Here is a 15,075-nt window from a genome sequence, read left to right on the forward strand (position 1 = left end):
TCGTTCAGCTCTTGACGGCGCCAGCCGTCAGGCCGCCGACCATGTAGCGCTTGAATGCGTAGTAAATGGCCGCGGGCGGCAGTGCGTAGATCAGGCCGGTGGCCATCAGCAGCTCCCACGGCGAATCGTCGGCCGACAGGAAGTTGCCGAGCGCCACGGCCAGCGTCACGCTCTTGTCGTTCGACAGCAGCAGGAAGGCGTAGAGGTATTCGTTCCACGCCAGCAGCAGCGAGTACGTGCCCACGGCCACCAGCGACGGCACCATCAGCGGCAGGTACACCAGCCGGAACAGTTGCAGCGGCGAGGCACCGTCCATGCGCGCGGCTTCGTCCAGCTCGTAAGGCAGCTTGTCCGACGCCTGCTTCAGCACCCAGATGCAGTACGGCGAGGCGATCGTCACCATCGCCAGGATCAGCGCCCACTGGCTGTTGAGCAGCCCGTAGTTGCCCATCGTCTTGTACATGGGCACGGCCAGAAAAGCCGCGGGAATGAAGTAGGTGAACAGCGCCAGGTTCATCACCGTGCGCCCGCCCCGCACACGCAACCGGCTGATGGCAAACGCAGCCGTGGTGGCGACGAACAGCGTGATCGCCCCCACCGACACCGCGATCAGCAACGAGTTCCACAGTTGCAGCCAGAAGTGGTCGAGGTAGAAGTGCTTCTGCTGGAACACGATGCGGAAGTTGTCCAGCGTCGGGTTCTTCGGCCACAGGTGGCCCGAGGTCGCCGAGTCTTTGGACGAGATCGCGAACAGCACCATGTGGTAGACCGGGATCAGCGTCCACAGCAGCACCGGAATGCCGATCAACAGCAGCTTGGCCTCGGTGGCCACGGCCTTGGGGGTCCACTGCTTCATTTCGAGAGCCTCTTCATCATGAAGTACACGAGCGGCAAGATGAGCGGCAGCGCCACCACGATGGATGCCATCGACAGGTCGACCTGATCGAGCCGCAGGTAGCGAATGCCCAGCGTCGCCAGCACATGTGTCAGGTCAGCAGGGCCGCCGCCGGTCAGCAGGTACACGCTGTTGAAGTCGCCCAGCGTCCAGATCATCGAGAGGATGAGCGAGGTGATGTAGAGCGTCTTGAGCGCCGGCCAGCTCACGAAGCGGAACTTCTGCCACGACGAGGCGCCGTCCACCGACGCGGCCTCGTACTGCTCCGTGGGAATGGCAAGCCGCCCCGCCACCAGGATCAGCGTCCAGAACGGCAGCGACTTCCAGATATGAACCAGCATCGCGAAGCCCAGCGCGAGCGTCGGGTCGTTGAGCCAGTTGGGGCCATCGGCACCCGTCAGGCGAAAGATGGTGGTATTGATCACGCCCCACTCGGGGTTGAGCATGAAACGGAACGACAGGATGGTCGGAATCGACGGCATCGCCCACGGCAGGATGAAGATCGCCGAGACGATCTTGATCCACCAGCGCGAAGTGACGAAGAAGCCCGAGAGCACGAGTGCCACGAGCATCTTCAGGTTGATCGCCACGACCAGGAAGATGGCCGTGTTGATCACCGCACGGAAGAAGATCGGGTCTTCGACCAGCTTCACGTAGCTTTGCGGATGGCGCGCGAGCCACAGCCCGTACCCCACCGGGTAGAGCACGAACACCACGAACACCAGCAGGTAGGGCACGACCATCACCGCGCCCCAGAACTGCCAGCGCGCGTGCCGTGCTCCAAGATTGACAACAGGCGCCGGGGACGGCGCGGCGGTGGCAGTAGAACTCATGCGAATCAGCCGCTGGTGTGGGTGGTGATGCCGTGCGGCCGGCTTACTGCGCCGCCACCGTCTTGATGCGCGCGATCATCTCGTCGACCGCCTTGTCCACCGGCACCTTGTCGGTGACGATGCGGCTCATGGCCTTGGCCCACACGTTCTCGTTGTTCAGCACGGTGAACTTGTAGTTCTTGGTGAATTCAAAGGTCACGGTGCCGGCGGCGTACTGGTTGAACACCGACAGGCGATGCCGGTCGGCCTTCCAGAACTCGCTCGCCTGTCCAACCTTGGTGACCGGGAACCAGCGGCCCAGCGAGCCCTCGACGTACGGCGTGAGGTTTTCCTCTTGCAGCAGGAAGGAGACGAACTCCTTGGCACGGGCCTTGTTCTTGGCGTCCTTGAACACCACGCCGGTCTTCACCGCAGTGCGATAGACCATCTTGCTGCCGTCGGGCTTGTTCGGAAAACCGGCGGTGTGGATGCGCTCGGTGTAGTTCTTGCGGGCTTCCTCGCGCTGCTCGGGCGTGAGGGAGGCATTGTTGGAATCGTCGAGCCACTTGGCTGCGATCGAGATGGTCGCGTTGTGCGTCATCACGGTCGTCTTGTTGTGGAACGCGACATTGTTGTCCGGGTCCTTCCAGCTCGTGGACGAAGGCGGCGTGCAGCCCGTGAGGTAGGGCTTGGTGTAGTCAGTCATCGCGCTGATGAGGCCGGCGCGCACCTTCGGATCGTCGACCAGCAACTTGCCGTTGTCGTCCACCAGCTTGACGTTGTAGGCGTCCATGAAGGTCAGGAACGAATAGAAGGAATCGCTCGAATCCACGCCCATCGGCTGGCCGATGGCAAAGGTGCGCTTGCCGCTGGCCTTGCGGCTGGCGGGCTGGACCTTCTCGCACCAGAACGACCAGTAGTCCTTCCAGGTGGTGGGGATGTCGGACTCCTTGAAGCCGGCCTCCGTCAGCATGTCGTTCCAGTACTCGATATGCATCGTCTGCTGCTTGATCGGGAACGCGTAGTACGCCTTCTTCTTCGTCTGCTCGTTGTAGAGGAACGTCGTCTCGAGCGTGTTGGGCGCAAAGCGGTCCTTCATGGGTGCGAGCACGCTGCCAATGTCCTCGAGCTTGCCGTCGTAAGCCCATTTGCCGGTGACCTGGAAGTCGTACACGTCGGCATAGGCCACGTCGGGCGGGCTGCCCGAGTCGAGTGCGGACACGGTCTTGGGGATCATGTCCTGGATCGGGTACTGCGACAGCTCGATCTTCACGTTCTTGTTCTTCTCCTCGAACTTCTTGATGGCGGCGAACAGCGCGTCGTCCTCCGCCTTGTAGAAGCCCTTCACCCACCAGACGGTGAGTTTTTCCTGCGCGGCGGCATTGCCCGCTGCGATCAGGCCCAGCGCGACCAGCGTCGGCGCAATGAGCGACTTGACGAGTTTCATGGTTTGTCTCCTTCTTCTTCGGTGGAAATTGCTCGGGGCGCGAGCGTAGGGTGAAAGAACCTGATGCGAACTTCGGACAAACGCTAAGGCAGCGCCGATGCGGCTAGCTGGCCTTGAGCCTTGGCGGTGGCCGACTCAAGCGCGGCAATCGCCGGCGCGAGCCGAGCACTTCCTCGATGTCCTGGCGCGCGCCGTCGATGAGCCGGATCACCGCGCGCTCGGCCTTCGCCGGGTCGTGCGCGATCACCGCGTCAAGCACCGCGCGGTGCATTGGCAACGACATGGCGGGGCCATCGGGCTTGGTCGTCGATATCTCGAAACTGGTGCGCAACAGCGCGTTGAGTGCCTTGCTCATCTGCGCCAGCATGCGGTTGCGTGCGGCGCTCAGCAGGCCGTTGTGAAAGCGCAGGTCGAAGGTGACGTAGTCGCCGCCGTTTTCCACGGCGTCCTTCATGCCCGCGTAGGCCTTTTCTATTTCCTCGATTTCTTCGGGGCCCGCGCGCTCGGCCGCAAGGCGCACCGCTGCGGGCTCCACCACGCGGCGCAAGTCCTGCAGGTCGCGCAGGAACTCGGGCGTAAGTCCGGCGCGCGCCTGCCAGGTGATGACGTCGGGGTCGAACCAGTTCCACTTGTCCTTGGGCAACACGCGTGTGCCGACCTTCGGCCCCGTGATGATCAGGCCCTTGGCCACGAGCGACTTGATGGCCTCGCGCACCACGGTGCGACTCACGCCGAGTTCTTCGCCCAGGATCGGCTCCGCGGGTATGGACGCACCGATCGCATAGCGCCCCGCCACCACGGCTTCACCGAGCAGCTCTAGCGTGCGGCCGTGGATGTTCTTGATCATGTGCGATGTGAATTTCGGTATCCCGCCGTTCCAAAAAAGCAGGGCTCTGGCAGGCTGTCCGCGCTTATCATATGATGATTGAAAATGCATTTCGGCAGGACAAACCCTGAGGTTTGTCGCCGCGAATTCGGCAATCGGAGACAAACCCCATGAGCACAATCCCCAAGAAAAAATCCAGCGAGCTGCGCAGCCAGCAATGGTTCGGCCGCAACGATCGCGACGGCTTCATCTACCGAAGCTGGATGAAAGGCAAGGGCGTGCCGCACGATCAGTTCGACGGTCGTCCGGTCATCGGCATCTGCAACACCTTCAGCGAACTCACGCCCTGCAACTCGCACTTCCGCACGCTGGCCGAGCAGGTCAAGATCGGCGTGTATGAAGCAGGCGGCTTCCCGCTCGAATTCCCAGTGATGTCGCTCGGCGAAACGCTGTTGCGCCCCACCGCCATGCTGTATCGCAACCTCGCGAGCATGGACGTGGAAGAAAGCATCCGCGGCAATCCGCTCGACGGCGTGGTGCTGCTCATGGGCTGCGACAAGACCACGCCCGCGCTCATGATGGGCGCAGCCAGCGTCGACCTGCCGACCATCGGCGTCTCGGGCGGCCCGATGCTCTCGGGCAAGTGGCGCGGGCAAGAACTGGGCTCGGGCACCGGCGTGTGGCAGATGAGCGAGCAGGTGCGTGCCGGCACGCTCAAGCTGCAAGACTTCTTCGAGGCCGAGAGTTGCATGCACCGCAGCCACGGCCATTGCATGACGATGGGCACGGCGAGCACCATGGCCAGCATGGTCGAGTCGCTCGGCATGGGCCTTCCGGGCAACGCGGCCTACCCCGCCGTCGACGGCCGACGCAATGTGCTTGCGCGCCAGGCGGGCCGTCGCATCGTCGACATGGTGCATGAAGACATGAACATGTCGAAGATCCTCACGCGCCAGGCAATCGAGAACGCGATCAAGGTCAACGCGGCCATCGGCGGTTCGACCAACTTCGTGATTCACCTGCTGGCCATCGCGGGCCGCATCGGTGTCGACCTCACGCTCGACGACTTCGACCGTCTTGCCGCCGAGCTGCCTTGCCTTGTGAACCTGCAGCCATCGGGCCAGTTCCTGATGGAAGACTTCTGCTATGCCGGCGGCCTGCCGGTGGTGATCAAGGAAATCGCCGAGCACCTGCACAAGGACATCCTCACGGTCACCGGCCAGAGCGTGTGGGAGAACGTGAAGGACGCCGAGAACTACAACCCGCAGGTCATCCGCACGATGGCGGAGCCCTTCAAGGAGAAGGCCGGCATCTGCGTGCTGCGCGGCAACCTCGCACCCAACGGCGCCATCATCAAGCCGAGCGCAGCCACGCCCGAGCTGCTGGTGCACAAGGGCCGTGCGGTGGTGTTCGAGAGCGCGGAAGACCTGCACAAGCGCATCGACGACGAGAACCTGGACATCGACGAGCACTGCATCATGGTGCTGAAGAACTGCGGCCCCAAGGGCTACCCCGGCATGGCAGAAGCGGGCAACATGCCGCTGCCGCCGAAGGTGCTGCGCAAGGGCATCACCGACATGGTCCGCATCAGCGATGCGCGCATGAGCGGCACGGCCTATGGCACGGTGGTGTTGCACACGGCGCCTGAAGCTGCGGCCGGCGGACCGCTGGCATTGGTGCAGGACGGCGACATCATCGAGCTGGACGTGCCCAACCGCAAGCTGCATCTGCATGTGAGTGACGAAGAGCTGGCGCGTCGGCGCGAGAAATGGGTTGCGCCGAAGGCTCCGCTCGACTCCGGGTACTGGAAGCTTTATGTCGACACGGTTTTGCAGGCCGACCAGGGGGCTGATCTGAACTTCCTGCGTGGTCGTCGTGGGGCTTTTGTGCCGCGCGACAATCACTAGGCTGCTGTTCAGGGCGGCACTCACGCCGACACGGTGCTCTTTTTCGCGAATGTCCCCCGCTTCGCTCCTCCTTTATTTCGCGAAAAAGAGCACCGTATCGACGTGAGCGTTGGACAGAGCAGTTGTTGATCGCCGGATCACCAGCAGCGTGCCCCTGTGCGAATGACGCCAGGTGCTCCCCGCAGCGAAATAAAGGAGGAGCGAAGCGGGGGACATTCGCGGAGGGGAGCACCTGGCGTCATTCGCACCCGCCCTGAATGAACCCGAACCCGCTTCAAACAGCAGCGCCAAGAACAACAGCCACGAAACACCACACGCCAAGCCACTGAAATGACAAGACTGGTAGCAATCGACTGGGGCACAAGCTCACTGCGCGGCGCACTGCTCGACGCCGATGGCAAGGTGCTCGAAGAACGCAGCGACGCACGCGGCATCCTCACCGTGCCCGAAGGCGGCTTCCCCGCAGTCTTCGAAGCGCTCTTCGGTGACTGGATGCGCATCGAAGGCGCGCGCTGCCTGATCTCCGGCATGGCCGGCAGCAAGCAAGGCTGGGTCGAAGCGCCGTATTGCGCCTGCCCCGCCGGCCGCGCCGAAGTGGGCCGCAAGATCATCGACATCGATGCCATTCCCGGCGCGCGCATCGCGATCGTGCCGGGCCTGAGCGACGAACACGACGGCGTGCCCGACGTGATGCGCGGCGAAGAAGTCCAGATCTTCGGCGCCATGACGCTCACCGGCCTGAACGATGGCATCTTCGTGCTGCCGGGCACCCACAACAAATGGGTCACGGTGAGGCAAGGTCGCGTGGCGGGCTTTCGCACCTACATGACGGGCGAGTTCTATGCGTTGCTGAGCCAGCACTCGATCCTTGCCCGCACGCTCGATGCGGCAGCACCGCTCGACGAAGCCGCATTCCTGCAAGGCGTGACGCTCTCCGAGAACGGCCACGGCCTGCTGCACAACGCCTTCGGCGCACGCACGCTCGCGCTGTTCGAGCGCATGCCCAAGCAGGAGCTTTCCAGCTATCTCTCGGGCCTGCTGATCGGCGAAGAACTGCGCACGCAATCGCTGCGTGCGGCCGGCGAGGTCGTGCTGATCGGCTCGCCTACCCTCACCCAGCGCTACACGCTGGCCTTGCATGCCACCGGCGTCGCCACGCGCATGCTCGGGGCCGAAGCCACCTGGGCCGGACTGCATGCGCTGTCCGGCTTTCTGGCAACCGACAAAATCCAACCATGACAACCCCTCTCGAAAAATTCAGCGCGGCCATGCGCGAGCTGCCACTGGTGGCCATCCTGCGCGGGCTTTCGCCCGCCGAAGCCGCGGACGTGGGCGATGCCATCGTCGAGCCCGGCTTCCGGCTGCTCGAAGTGCCGCTCAATTCGCCGCAGCCCTTCGACAGCATCGCGCTGATGCGCGCGCGCTTTCCGCAAGCGCTGGTCGGCGCGGGCACCGTGCTTTCTGCGCAGCAAGTGCGCGACGTTCATGCCGCCGGTGGCGAACTGATCGTGTCGCCCAACTTCAACGCCGAAGTGATTGCCGAAGCCGTGCGGCTCGGCATGGTCTGCCTGCCGGGTGTGATGACGCCGACCGAGGCTTTTGGCGCACTCGCGGCCGGTGCCACCGGGCTCAAGTTGTTCCCGGCCGAGCTGGCCTCGCCGGCCGTGGTGAAGGCGCTGCTGGCCGTATTGCCATCCGGCACGCCGGTGATGCCCGTGGGCGGCATCACGCCCGCGAACATGGCGGTGTGGCGCGCGGCAGGTGCGGCAGGCTTCGGCATCGGCTCCGCGCTCTACAAGCCCGGCAAGCAAGCCCCGGCAGTGCGTGACGACGCAAAGCAGTTCGTCGCGGCCTGGACGGGCGTGACGCGCACCTGATCCACGACCCCGCCCCAAGAAAAAGAAGGAGACCCCGATGACCGCCGATGCCACCTACGCCAGCCCCGCCGTGCGCAAGCTGCGCGAAGACCTTGCCCTTGCCTTGCGCGCTGCGGCCCATCATGGGCTGTCCGAAGGGGTCTGCAACCATTTCAGCGTGATGCTGCCGGGCGCGCAAGACCGCTACCTGATCAACCCGCGCGGGCTGCACTGGAGCGAGATCGGCGCCGACGACATCGTGCTGATCGACGTGCACGGCGAGGTGCTCGCTGGCCGCCATCGCGTGGAGCCGACCGCCCTCTTCATCCATGGCGCGGTGCATCGGCTCACGGGCCATGCGGTGGTGCTGCACTGCCACATGCCCTATGCGACCGCGCTCACGATCACGGTCGACCGCGCGCTCGATCCGACCGCGAGCCAGAACGCGATGCGCTACATGAACCGCATCGCGATCGACGCCGAATACAACGGCCTGGCGCTCGACGATGCGGAAGGCGAGCGCATCGCCCGCGCGATGTCGGGCAAGGAGGTGGCCTTTCTTGCGAACCACGGCGTGATCGTGGCCGGCGCCACCATCGCGCATGCCTACGACGATCTGTATTACCTCGAACGCGCATGCCTGCACCAGGTGATCGCGCAATCGACCGGGCGCCCGCTGGTGCCGGTGAATGCGAAGCTGGCGGCGCATGTGGCGGCGCAGATCCAGGGTGAACGCGAGCAGTCGGACCTGTTCTTCGAGGCCTTGCGCCGAATGCTGCCGCCGCCGCACCACTGAACGACCGGCCTATGGCCGATGGAAGACGCCCGGCGGTGTTTTTCCGGCGGCAAAGCCCCTAGGATGGCTGCGTAGCAGGCATGCGTCCTACGCGCATGGGCTTACAGCTCTTCATCCGATTTCGCTCCAGCCTTACAGCAACTTCACACAAGGGGGCGAGGATGAAGCTTCCAAATCACACCACTGGGGGATCAGTGAAAAAGCTTACCTTCGCAATTGGCGCCGCGGCCCTTCTGTCGCTCGCCTCGCTCAGCATTCCGGCCCAGGCCCAGACGGGCGGCCGCTTCATCCAGGCGCAGGTCTACGTGGTGCCCGCACCGCCGCCTCCGCGCCGCTACTACGCGCCGCCACCGCCGCGCCACCATTACGGCCCGCGCTACTACCGCGGGCACGACCGTTACGACCACGGCCGCCGCTGGGATGACCGCCGCCACTACAGCGGTCGCCGGGACAACGACGGAGACGGCGTGCCCAACCGCTACGACCGCCGGCCCAACAATCCCTACCGCAACTGATCTGCGACTCGGACAGATCGAAAAACCCGGGCCGAGCGCCCGGGTTTTTCTTTGTGCAGGCGCGCTCTATGCCGCAGCGCGCGCGGGTGACGCCGCATAGGGCGGCGTCTCGCTCGACAGGCCCTGCTTCAACTGACGGGTGACCGCGTCGGCCAACACCTCGGGCTTGCCCGCTTCCACACCGTCCAGCGCCTGGCGCGCCACGTCGTCCGGCGACGCCTTGGCACCCGGCACGTGTGCAGCCATGTCGGTGTCCATGAAGGCCACATGCAGGCTCGTGATCTGAGTGCCCTGCCCCGCCAGTTCATTGCGCAAGCCATTGCTCAGCGACCATGCCGCGGACTTCGTCGCGCTGTAGGTCGCCACGCTCGGAAAGGTGGTCCAGCTCAAGGCCGACAGCACGTTGACGACGGCACCGCCGCCGTTGACGGCGAGCACGGGCGCGAAGGCTTGCGTCAGCGCCCAGGGGCCGAAGAAGTTGGTTTCGAATTCGGCGCGCGCGGCATCGACCGCACCGGCGCCGAGAAAGCTCGATCCGCGAGAGATGCCGGCGTTGTTCACGAGCAGCGTGACATCGCCGCAGGCGCGCACGGCGGCTTCGATCTGCGCGGCTTGCGTCACGTCGAGCGCCACCGGCGTCACACCGGCCAGCGTGATGCTCTTCGGATCGCGCGCGGCGCCATAGACCTTGCGTGCACCGGCCGCCAGCGCGGCCTTGGCGAAAGCCAGTCCCAGCCCACGGTTCGCACCGGTGATGAAGACGACGGAGTCCTTGATTTTCATGGCAAGCCTTTCGGTGAGAAATTGATTCAGGCCTGCGCCACGCGGCGCAGCAATCCGGTGGTGCTGCGGGGCCATCCCACGCGGCCGAACCATGCGCCGCCCGCAATGGCCGATGCGATCACGATGCCGTACACCACGAGCGCCACGCCCTGCGCAGCGAACACGCCGGTGAGGCCGCCGCCCCAGCGCAGCGCCAGCCAGCCGCCCGTGCCCGCCACGGCCAGCCGCGCGATGTTGCCGAGCACCGGCCACAGCAGCCGGCCCGCGCCCTGCGACGCGAAGTACAGCACCAGCCCGACGCCGAAGAAGCCGTAGAGCGGCCCGACCACACGCAGGTAGTGCGTGCCGGTTTCGAGCATCGCCGGGTCGTTGCCGAACAGCAGCAGCCAGGGGCGCGGGAAGAATGCGGCCGCGAGCCCGATGGTTTCGGTCAGCGCGAAGGCGAGCCCCGCGCCGGCCCATGTGGCGCGCAGCGCGCGCTCGCGCTGCCCTGCGCCCATGCAGGTGCCGACCATCGCGACCAGCGGCGCACCGAGGCCGAACACCAGCGGCACCAGCAGGTATTCGAGCCGCGATGCCGTGCCGTAGCCGGCCAGTGCGCCCGAACCGAAGTGCCCGGTCAGCGCGGTGGCAATGCCGATCGACAGGTTGGTCGCCACGGTCGACACCGCGCCCACCAGCCCGATGCGCAGGATGTCGCGGAACAGCGGCCAGCGCAGCTTCAGCGCCGCCAGCGTGGGCCGCAGCAGGCTGCGTGGCGAGCGCAGGTAGACGATGAGCGCGATCGAGCCCAGCAGGTAGTACAGCAGCAGCGCCATCGCACCGCCCGCGATGCCCATGCCAGGGATCGGCCCCCAGCCGAAGATCAGCAGCGGCGACGCCGGAATCAGGAACACCACGCCCACCACCGTCACATTGGCCGGCACCGACATGTTGCCGGTGCCGCGGATGATGGCGGAGAGCGAGTTGAACAGCCACACCAGCACCGCGCCCGCGAAGACCCAGTTGGAGTACGTGAGCGCCGCATCGAGCGCAGGGCCCGTGCCGCCCATGATCCCGTAGAGCCAGCGCCCGCCGAAGAGCAATGCCAGCGTGAAGCACAGGCCAAAGCCCAGCGCGATGACGATGGCATGCCACACCAGCGCATCGGCATCGGCGCGGCGGCGTGCACCGAGCGCGCGGGCAATCGACGAAGCGATGCCGCCGCCCATCGCGCCGCTGGAAGTCATCTGCATCAGCATGACGATGGGGAACACCAGCGCCATGCCGGCGAGCGCGTCGGTGCCGAGCTTGCCGACGAAGTAGGTTTCGATCAGGCCGACGGAGGCCTGCGCCACCATCACGAGCACGTTGGGCGCCGCAAGGCGCAGCAGCGTGGGCACGATGGGCGCTTCAAGCAGGCGGCGCGTGCGGGGGTCGAGGTCGGCCGACGAGGCGATGGAAGAAGTTGCGGTGGACATGGCTGGCGTGCGCGTTCGGTTGCGTGTCAGGCGCGTGCCGTCGATGTCGAGGCCTTCGACGCCGTCGAAGCCGGCGCGCCGGTCTTGGCGGCCGGGCGGCGAATCATCATCACGAGCAGCGCCGCCACCAGGCAGGCTGCGCCGGCCGCGTAGAGCGCGGGGGTGTAGGTCAGCAGCAGCGTGCGCGCAAAGCCGGCGCCATAGGCGGCGGTGGCGGCGCCCAGTTGGTGCGCGGCGAAGATCCAGCCGAACACCAGGCCGACCTTGGCCGGGCCGAAGGCAGCGCCGGCAAGCTTGACGGTGGGCGGCACGGTGGCGATCCAGTCGAGGCCGTAGAACATCGCGAAGATGCCCAGGCCGTAGATCGTGAATTCCGAATGCGGCAGCCAGAACAGCGACAGTCCGCGCAGGCCGTAGTACCAGAAGAGCAGCTTGCGGTTGTCGTAGCGGTCCGAGAGCCAGCCCGAAAGAATGGTGCCCACGAAGTCGAAGGCGCCCATCATGGCCAGCACCGAGGCGGCCGGCACTGCCCCCATGCCGTTGTCGCCGCACAGCGAGATGAAGTGCGTCTGCACCAGGCCGTTGGTGCTGAGGCCGCAGATGAAGAAGGTGCCGGCCAAAATCCAGAAGGTGCGGTTGGTCGAGACTTCCTTCAGCACGCGGAACGGCGTGGCGAAGTTCATCATCGGTGCCGCCGCAACCGGTGCGGCCGGCTGCGTGCCGGGCACTTCACCGTAAGGCAGCAGGCCGATGTCCGAAGGCCGGTTGCGCATGAAGCACAGCGCAAGCACGCCGATCAGGATGCTGCCGATGACGATCGGCACGATGGCCGAGCGCCAGCCCCAGTGCTCGATCATCCAGGCTGCGAATGGCAAAAAGGCCAGTTGCCCCGTGGCCGAGCTGGCCGTGAGCATGCCGATGACAAGGCCGCGACGCGCCACGAACCAGCGGTTGGCCACCACTGCGCCGAGCACCAGCGCGGTCATGCCGGTGCCCAGGCCCAGCATCAGGCTCCACAGGAAGAAGAGCTGCCAGAGCTGCGACGCCATGGTGACCAGCGCCATGCCCAGGCCGACGAGCGCCAGGCCGGTGCAGACCACGGCGCGCAGGCCGTAGCGCTCCATCAGCACAGCAGCAAACGGGCCCATGAGGCCGAACAACGCGAAGCGCAGTGCGAGCGCCGACGAGATCTGCTCGGTGCTCCAGCCGAACTCCTTGCCCAGCGGCTGCAGCATGGCGCCCGGCAGGCCCAGTGCGGCCGACATGGTCAGCATGGTCAGGAAGGTGATGGCGGCGACGATCCATCCGTAGTGGATGCCGCGGCGCTGGAGCCATGCGGAAACGGGGGTGGCGAACATGGGACCTCGGCTGTTGGAATGAGATGTGGAGGAGGAGAAAAGAAAGCAGTGCCCCGCGCAGCGACGCGCGTGAAACGAAAGGGGTGTTGCGCGGTGCCCGGGTTCAGTCGGCGCAGTCGGGCGCGTCTTCGGTGCCAAGCAGTTCGAGCGACTCGTCGATAAGCAGATGCAGCGCCAGCACGCGCTCCACGCCCAGCAGTGCGTTGAGCTTCTGCTGAGCGGTCTTCCAGTGGTGCTGCGCCTCGCGCCACTTGTCTTCGCCTTCGGGCGTGAGTGCAACCAGCCGGCTGCGCGCATCGGCGCCGGCGGTTTGCGCCACCCAACCCGCGGCGATCAGCGGCTGCAGGTTGCGGCTCAGCGTGGAGGCGGTCATCTTGAGTTCGGCCGCGAAGTCGACCGGGCGCGTGGCGCCCAGGCGCTTGAGGTGCGACAGCAGCGAGTACTGTGTGGTCTTCAGGCCGCTTTGCGACACCTCGGCGTCGTAGTGCTGCGAGAGGCGTCGCATCAGTTGCCGCACCTTGAAACTGGTGCAGCCGCGGGGTTTGGTCTGGATGTCCATGAGGTATTATTGTATGTGCAACTATTGCATATGCAACTTACCCGACCCGCCAAAGCCCCCAGAAGGAACACAGGCATGACGACGAACCCACTCAATCTGCTCGACGCATGGATCGCCGAAGAGCGACAGATCACCGACCGCCTCGACGGCGGCCCGGGCCCCGGACTGGCCCGACCCGAGCAGCTCGCCGGCAAGACCGGCCTCGAAATCATGCAGGCCATGCTGAACGGCGACATCCCCTATGCCGCGATTGCCAAGACGCTCGACTTCACCATCCTGTCAGTCAGCAAGGGTCATGCCGTGTTCCAGGGCACGCCGCTGCCGCAACACCTGAACCCGCTGGGCACCATCCACGGTGGCTGGGTCGCCACCCTGCTCGACTCGGCTCTGGGCTGCTCGATCCACACGATGATGCCGCCCGGCCGCGCCTACACGACCGCCGAACTCGGCGTGAACTACGTGAAGGGCCTCACGCCCAAGGTGCAGCGCGTGCGTGCCGAAGGCAAGGTGATCCATTGCGGCAAGCAACTCGCCACCGCCGAGGCGCGCCTGTTCGGCCCCGATGGCACGCTGTACGCGCACGCGACGACGACCTGCCTGGTGTTCGAGATTCCGCCGGCACGCTGAGGCAAGTAGGCCTTCGACCCGTAAGTCCAAAGGCAGCGCCCTACCTCCTCCCAGTGATAATTATTCTCATCGGCGCCGCAGACCCGCTTTGCCGCCGATGCATTCCAGAACACGTCACTGCTCCCGGAGGATCCTTCATGACCGAACGCTCCCGCGTCCAAGGCCGCCGCGCTGCGCGCGCACTTCTCGGCGTCAGCGCCACCTGGCTGGCCGTCACCGCCCTGCCCGCACAGGCCGCCGCTGCCGACGAACTCACGCTCTACACGACGCGCGAGCCCGCGCTGATCCAGCCGCTGATCTCGGCCTTCAGCGCGCAGAGCAAGATCAAGGTCAACACCGTGTTCGTGAAAGACGGCCTGCTGGAGCGCGTCAAGGCCGAAGGCGCACGCTCGCCGGCCGACGTGCTGATGACGGTGGACATCGGCAACCTGATGGACCTGGTCGACGGCGGCGTGACACAGCCGGTGAAGTCGGCTGCGCTCGAATCGGCCATTCCGGCCAACCTGCGCGGTGCCGACGGCCAGTGGTTCTCGCTGTCGCTGCGCGCCCGTGTGCTGTATGCAGACAAGAGCCAGCCGCTGACCAGCTTCCGCTACGAAGACCTGGCCAACCCGAAGTACAAGGGCAAGGTCTGCATCCGCGCGGGCCAGCATCCCTACAACACCGCGCTCGTGGCCGCGCTGATCGCGCATGACGGCGAGGCCAAGGCCGAGCAGTGGCTGCGCGGCGTGAAGGCCAACCTGGCACGCAAGGCGACCGGCGGCGACCGCGACGTGGCGCGCGACATCCTCGGCGGCATCTGCGACGTGGGCCTGGCCAACTCGTACTACGTGGGCCAGATGAAGAGCGCCAAGGAAGGCACCGACGCGCGCAAATGGGGCGACGCCATCAAGGTCATTCGCCCGACGTTCTCCAATGCAAAGAGCGGCGGCACGCACGTCAACATCAGTGGTGCGTCCGTGGCGAAGAATGCACCGCAACGCGCCAACGCTGTCAAGCTGCTCGAATTCCTGGTGTCGGAGCCGGCCCAATCGCTCTATGCGCAGGCCAACTACGAATACCCGGTGCGCAAGGGCGTCGCGCTCGACCCGATCATCAGCCAGACCATCGGCGAGCTGAAGGTCGACCCGCTGCCGCTGACCGAGATTGCCAAGTACCGCAAGCAGGCCAGCGCGCTGGTCGACAAGGTCGGCTTCGACCAGTGACGGACCTGGCCGGGCACGCCTTGAAAGTG

Annotated in this window: 15 protein-coding genes; 7 read left to right on the forward strand and 8 right to left on the reverse strand. The window is 65.6% G+C overall.

The window, feature by feature from the left end:
• Positions 1-4: 4 nt before the first annotated feature.
• From H7F35_RS01365 to H7F35_RS01380, 4 genes are all read right to left on the reverse strand, one after another.
• Positions 5-856 (reverse strand): carbohydrate ABC transporter permease, encoded by an 852-nt coding sequence (locus tag H7F35_RS01365; protein WP_187111204.1) that lies wholly within the window; start codon positions 854-856, stop codon positions 5-7.
• Positions 853-1,728, reverse strand: coding sequence for a carbohydrate ABC transporter permease (locus tag H7F35_RS01370; protein WP_187111205.1), 876 nt, complete (start codon positions 1,726-1,728; stop codon positions 853-855). The genes H7F35_RS01365 and H7F35_RS01370 overlap by 4 nt, the downstream gene beginning before the upstream one ends.
• A gap of 43 nt (positions 1,729-1,771) precedes the next feature.
• The gene (locus tag H7F35_RS01375; RefSeq protein ID WP_187111206.1) at positions 1,772-3,154 is read right to left on the reverse strand and encodes an ABC transporter substrate-binding protein; all 1,383 of its coding nucleotides are present in this window, start codon (positions 3,152-3,154) and stop codon (positions 1,772-1,774) included.
• Positions 3,155-3,257: 103 nt separating this feature from the next.
• A complete protein-coding gene (locus H7F35_RS01380) occupies positions 3,258-4,001 on the reverse strand; it encodes a FadR/GntR family transcriptional regulator (protein WP_187111207.1) in 744 nt (247 codons plus the stop codon).
• Between the two features lie 149 nt (positions 4,002-4,150).
• Here H7F35_RS01380 and H7F35_RS01385 point away from each other — a divergent pair, with 149 nt between their 5' ends.
• The 5 genes from H7F35_RS01385 (at position 4,151) to H7F35_RS01405 (ending at position 9,054) form a co-directional block, all read left to right on the forward strand.
• On the forward strand, positions 4,151-5,887 hold the full coding sequence (locus H7F35_RS01385; protein ID WP_187111208.1) for an IlvD/Edd family dehydratase: 1,737 nt from the start codon (positions 4,151-4,153) through the stop codon (positions 5,885-5,887).
• A gap of 330 nt (positions 5,888-6,217) precedes the next feature.
• Positions 6,218-7,126 carry a 2-dehydro-3-deoxygalactonokinase gene (locus H7F35_RS01390; protein WP_187111209.1) on the forward strand — a complete coding sequence of 303 codons (909 nt, stop codon included), beginning with the start codon at positions 6,218-6,220 and terminating at the stop codon, positions 7,124-7,126.
• Complete coding sequence (locus tag H7F35_RS01395) at positions 7,123-7,764, forward strand: 2-dehydro-3-deoxy-6-phosphogalactonate aldolase (RefSeq protein WP_187111210.1); 642 nt, start codon at positions 7,123-7,125, stop codon at positions 7,762-7,764. Before H7F35_RS01390 ends, H7F35_RS01395 begins: the two co-directional genes overlap by 4 nt.
• A 37-nt stretch (positions 7,765-7,801) precedes the next feature.
• Entirely contained in the window at positions 7,802-8,539 is a 738-nt protein-coding gene (locus H7F35_RS01400; protein ID WP_187111211.1) for an aldolase, read from the forward strand.
• 194 nt (positions 8,540-8,733) lie between these two features.
• Entirely contained in the window at positions 8,734-9,054 is a 321-nt protein-coding gene (locus H7F35_RS01405; protein ID WP_187111212.1) for a hypothetical protein, read from the forward strand.
• A gap of 66 nt (positions 9,055-9,120) precedes the next feature.
• Here the strand turns inward: H7F35_RS01405 and H7F35_RS01410 are convergent, their stop codons facing one another.
• The 4 genes from H7F35_RS01410 to H7F35_RS01425 all read right to left on the reverse strand — a co-directional run bounded on the left by H7F35_RS01410 (position 9,121) and on the right by H7F35_RS01425 (position 13,214).
• Positions 9,121-9,837 (reverse strand): SDR family oxidoreductase, encoded by a 717-nt coding sequence (locus H7F35_RS01410; RefSeq protein ID WP_187111213.1) that lies wholly within the window; start codon positions 9,835-9,837, stop codon positions 9,121-9,123.
• Positions 9,838-9,863: 26 nt separating this feature from the next.
• Complete coding sequence (locus H7F35_RS01415; protein WP_187111214.1) at positions 9,864-11,297, reverse strand: MATE family efflux transporter; 1,434 nt, start codon at positions 11,295-11,297, stop codon at positions 9,864-9,866.
• A gap of 26 nt (positions 11,298-11,323) precedes the next feature.
• Positions 11,324-12,655, reverse strand: coding sequence for an MFS transporter (locus H7F35_RS01420; protein WP_187111215.1), 1,332 nt, complete (start codon positions 12,653-12,655; stop codon positions 11,324-11,326).
• Positions 12,656-12,758: 103 nt separating this feature from the next.
• Positions 12,759-13,214: a MarR family winged helix-turn-helix transcriptional regulator gene (locus tag H7F35_RS01425; RefSeq protein WP_187111216.1), complete on the reverse strand. Its 456-nt coding sequence runs from the start codon at positions 13,212-13,214 to the stop codon at positions 12,759-12,761.
• A gap of 75 nt (positions 13,215-13,289) precedes the next feature.
• Between H7F35_RS01425 and H7F35_RS01430 the strand changes: the two genes are divergently transcribed.
• Positions 13,290-13,841: a PaaI family thioesterase gene (locus H7F35_RS01430; protein WP_187111217.1), complete on the forward strand. Its 552-nt coding sequence runs from the start codon at positions 13,290-13,292 to the stop codon at positions 13,839-13,841.
• A 137-nt stretch (positions 13,842-13,978) separates the two neighbouring features.
• Positions 13,979-15,046 (forward strand): Fe(3+) ABC transporter substrate-binding protein, encoded by a 1,068-nt coding sequence (locus tag H7F35_RS01435; RefSeq protein WP_187111218.1) that lies wholly within the window; start codon positions 13,979-13,981, stop codon positions 15,044-15,046.
• The last annotated feature ends 29 nt before the right edge of the window (positions 15,047-15,075 follow it).

This window comes from Variovorax sp. PAMC26660 (genome assembly GCF_014302995.1).
Classification (GTDB): domain Bacteria; phylum Pseudomonadota; class Gammaproteobacteria; order Burkholderiales; family Burkholderiaceae_C; genus Variovorax.

What these genes read in the sequence shown, in the direction of transcription:
- H7F35_RS01385 (WP_187111208.1), top strand. Translation starts at nt 4,151, where the DNA reads ATGAGCACAATCCCCAAGAAAAAATCCAGCGAGCTGCGCAGCCAGCAA.
- H7F35_RS01390 (WP_187111209.1), top strand. Translation starts at nt 6,218, where the DNA reads ATGACAAGACTGGTAGCAATCGACTGGGGCACAAGCTCACTGCGCGGC.
- H7F35_RS01415 (WP_187111214.1), bottom strand. Translation starts at nt 11,297, where the DNA reads ATGTCCACCGCAACTTCTTCCATCGCCTCGTCGGCCGACCTCGACCCC.
- H7F35_RS01395 (WP_187111210.1), top strand. Translation starts at nt 7,123, where the DNA reads ATGACAACCCCTCTCGAAAAATTCAGCGCGGCCATGCGCGAGCTGCCA.
- H7F35_RS01370 (WP_187111205.1), bottom strand. Translation starts at nt 1,728, where the DNA reads ATGAGTTCTACTGCCACCGCCGCGCCGTCCCCGGCGCCTGTTGTCAAT.
- H7F35_RS01375 (WP_187111206.1), bottom strand. Translation starts at nt 3,154, where the DNA reads ATGAAACTCGTCAAGTCGCTCATTGCGCCGACGCTGGTCGCGCTGGGC.
- H7F35_RS01400 (WP_187111211.1), top strand. Translation starts at nt 7,802, where the DNA reads ATGACCGCCGATGCCACCTACGCCAGCCCCGCCGTGCGCAAGCTGCGC.
- H7F35_RS01425 (WP_187111216.1), bottom strand. Translation starts at nt 13,214, where the DNA reads ATGGACATCCAGACCAAACCCCGCGGCTGCACCAGTTTCAAGGTGCGG.
- H7F35_RS01430 (WP_187111217.1), top strand. Translation starts at nt 13,290, where the DNA reads ATGACGACGAACCCACTCAATCTGCTCGACGCATGGATCGCCGAAGAG.
- H7F35_RS01435 (WP_187111218.1), top strand. Translation starts at nt 13,979, where the DNA reads ATGACCGAACGCTCCCGCGTCCAAGGCCGCCGCGCTGCGCGCGCACTT.
- H7F35_RS01380 (WP_187111207.1), bottom strand. Translation starts at nt 4,001, where the DNA reads ATGATCAAGAACATCCACGGCCGCACGCTAGAGCTGCTCGGTGAAGCC.
- H7F35_RS01365 (WP_187111204.1), bottom strand. Translation starts at nt 856, where the DNA reads ATGAAGCAGTGGACCCCCAAGGCCGTGGCCACCGAGGCCAAGCTGCTG.
- H7F35_RS01420 (WP_187111215.1), bottom strand. Translation starts at nt 12,655, where the DNA reads ATGTTCGCCACCCCCGTTTCCGCATGGCTCCAGCGCCGCGGCATCCAC.
- H7F35_RS01410 (WP_187111213.1), bottom strand. Translation starts at nt 9,837, where the DNA reads ATGAAAATCAAGGACTCCGTCGTCTTCATCACCGGTGCGAACCGTGGG.